4 protein-coding genes and 1 riboswitch are annotated in these 2869 nt (G+C 65.6%); all 4 genes read right to left on the bottom strand.

Features of this window, described 5'->3' with window-relative positions; genetic code table 11:
* Positions 1 to 37: 37 nt before the first annotated feature.
* Positions 38 to 136, bottom strand: a riboswitch (glycine riboswitch).
* Positions 137 to 234: 98 nt separating this feature from the next.
* The 4 genes from AC2VOP_RS16975 to garA all read right to left on the bottom strand — a co-directional run bounded on the left by AC2VOP_RS16975 (position 235) and on the right by garA (position 2852).
* Positions 235 to 843 (bottom strand): MerR family transcriptional regulator, encoded by a 609-nt coding sequence (locus AC2VOP_RS16975; protein ID WP_486962051.1) that lies wholly within the window; start codon positions 841 to 843, stop codon positions 235 to 237.
* Between the two features lie 197 nt (positions 844 to 1040).
* Positions 1041 to 1535, bottom strand: a complete 495-nt coding sequence (locus AC2VOP_RS16970; RefSeq protein WP_486962050.1) for a bifunctional nuclease family protein — start codon at positions 1533 to 1535, stop codon at positions 1041 to 1043.
* A gap of 49 nt (positions 1536 to 1584) precedes the next feature.
* A complete protein-coding gene (gene ftsR, locus AC2VOP_RS16965; RefSeq protein ID WP_486962049.1) occupies positions 1585 to 2337 on the bottom strand; it encodes a transcriptional regulator FtsR in 753 nt (250 codons plus the stop codon).
* 41 nt (positions 2338 to 2378) lie between these two features.
* On the bottom strand, positions 2379 to 2852 hold the full coding sequence (gene garA, locus AC2VOP_RS16960; protein ID WP_486962052.1) for a glycogen accumulation regulator GarA: 474 nt from the start codon (positions 2850 to 2852) through the stop codon (positions 2379 to 2381).
* Positions 2853 to 2869: the final 17 nt, after the last annotated feature.

Here is a 2869-nt window from a genome sequence, read left to right as displayed (position 1 = left end):
ACCGCTGCCGGTCGCCACCGCTTTCCAGAGGCATCGTCGTCTTCGCGCGGTCCTTCGGGCCTGAGAGGTTGACGGAGAGGTGTTGCTCCTTCGGCGTTCGTGGCTGGCTGCCACGAAACTCTCCCGCTCGAGTGCGATGCGACGTTCATGTTACTCGGCGAGCATGCACAAAATCGCACTGCCGAGGCGCCGCCAGTGCGATTTTGCGCATGTTCGCAGGAACACGAGCGCTGGCTAGCCGGTTTTGCGGTCGCGGTACTTGCGGCGGCTGGCCAACTCGTCCTCGGGTGTCCGGAGCGACTCGCCGCCGTCAGCGCGCTCTCCGGGAAAGTCGGCGATGACGCCGGTGAGCTCACGCATCGCTCCCGACACCGCGATCCCGAAAACGCCCTGCCCGCCTTGCAGCAAGTCGACGACCTCCTCGGCGGACGTGCACTCATACACGGTGGTGCCGTCGGAGAACAGCGTGATGTTGGCCAGATCCTGCACACCACGCTGGCGCAAGTGGTCGACGGCTACCCGGATGTTGTGCAGTGAGATACCGGTGTCGAGCAGCCGCTTGACGATCTTGAGCACCAGGATGTCTTTGAACGAGTACAGCCGCTGGCTGCCGGAACCGGCCGCACCGCGGATCGATGGCACCACCAGCGCCGTGCGCGCCCAGTAATCGAGCTGACGGTAGGTGATGCCGGCAATCTGGCATGCGCTGGGACCGCGGTAGCCGACCAACTCGTCGGGCACCGAATCGTCGGGAAACAGGCCGGCCTGCACCGGTTGCTCCCCGCCGCTCGGAGTGACCTGATCAGCAAGGTCGAGTTGTTCCTGCCGGGGTGGCTCGCCCACGATGCTTCCTCTCGCCGGTCGCGCTCGTTTGCTCTAGCCCGAGACGCTTGTGAGCATACGCTTTTCGACGAGCTATCGTGCTCAACTCGTCACGTCATCATCTAAGGTACGGTCGAGGGGACGTTCGGGCGGTGCTTTCCGCCGGGCGTGTCGGAACCGCGGGGTCAGATGAGACGCATCCGTGACGTCGCACCAGGTCAGGTGGCCTTGAAATCGTCCGGTGACACACTGTCGAGGAACTCCTTGAACTTCTCGACCTCGTCCTCGCGAACCGCCCCGCCGGACTCGTCGTCGCCCTCGTCGGGGATCAGCAGGCCCGCCTCGGCCAGCACCGCCTCCTCGACGTAGATCGGCACCCCGACGCGCAGGGCGATGGCCACCGAGTCCGATGGCCGGGCCGACACCGTGATATTGCGGTCGAAAATCAAATCCGCGTAGAACGTACCTTCCTGCAGGTCGACGATCCGCACCTCCTTGAGCGAATGCCCAAGTGCAGCAATGAGGTCGCGGATCAAATCGTGGGTCAGCGGTCGGGCCGGCTCAACGCCTTGTTGTTCTAACGCGATCGCCGCGGCCTCGGCCTGGCCGATCCAGATCGGTAGGTACCGGTCGCCGTCGGCCTCGCGCAGCAGCAGCACCGGTTGATTCTGCGGCTGCTCGACGCGAATGCCGACTACGCGCACTTCACCCATCTGAGTCTGCCCTCCGGATACGCCTGTGCCGTCGAACGAAGTCTAGTCCTCAGCGATGCAGAACGTCGCGGACCGCCGACTTGACCAGCGCCGTATGCAGAGTGATCGCCAGCGCTGCAACTTCGCGCGCCAGATCGTCGGCGCGGTCGCGGGCACCGGCTTTTCCCCCTTTGACCACCGGCCCGGCGATCTGCGCGATCAGATCGGACTGTCGGTCGGCCGCCGAGCGAAACGCCCTCAGATGTCGGGGTTCGACCCCGTATTCGGCCAGCGCCTGCGCGCATTGGACGATGACGACCGCCTGATCGTCGAAGAAGCCGCCCGGCCCGGTAGTGATCACCCCCGCCCGTAGCAGCGCCGTCAAAAGTTTGTCGTCGGCGCCGGAGCGTTCCAACAGATCCCCACGGCTCAATCGGGTCGCGGTGGGTGCCACCGGCGGAGTGACACGGGTCGGCGAGACGTCAGCCAGGTCGCCAAGGGCACCGCCGGGGATACCGGTCATCAGCCCGCCGTCAGCCATCGGCACCAATCGCGGTCCCCCGTAGACCGATCCGGGTGACGGCAGCTCACCGTCGGGCTCGGCGTCCAATCGTGCCTTGATCACCTTCAGCGGCAGGTAGTGATCCCGCTGGGCGGTCAGGATGAAACGCAGCCGTGCACAGTCATAGGCGCTGAACCTGCGATACCCCGATGCGGCGCGCTGCGGCGTCACCAGCCCCTCGGTCTCCAGGAATCGGATCTTGGAGATCGTGACGTCCGGAAAATCCGGTCGGAGCAGATCCAGCACCGCTCCGATCGACATGCCGACCGGATCGGCTGCCGAGGCTGGTCGGGGCGCGGTCACTAGCTGCCGGGCCCGGCCTCATTCTCGCCGGTTTTCGGGCCGGTCAAGAAAACCAGGCGAAACTTGCCGATCTGGACCTCATCGCCGTTGGCCAACACCGCCGAATCGACCGGCTCCCGGTTGACGTAGGTGCCGTTGAGGCTCCCGACGTCGACGACCTGGAATTCGTCGGCCTCCAAGCGGAACTCGGCGTGGCGACGGCTGACCGTGACGTCGTCGAGGAAGATGTCGCTGTCAGGGTGGCGCCCCGCCGCGGTCACCGCCTGGTCGAGCAGGAACCGCGACCCGGCGTTGGGGCCTCGCTTGACAACCAGCAGCGCCGAGCCGGCCGGCAGTCCCTCGACACCGGAAACGATGCTCTCACTGCCGGCCTGTGCGGGAGCTTCCAGCTCGTTGAGGAACTCGGCGCGAAAGACCGATGTGGTTTCCACGGAAGCATCGTCAGTGGTTTGGTCGTTGTCCTTCTCCGGCACCCGCTGCTCCTCACTGG

The organism is Mycobacterium sp. TH-M106 (assembly GCF_057473765.1).
Note: the sequence above shows the minus strand (reverse complement) of the source record. Positions and strands in the feature narration are given on the sequence as shown.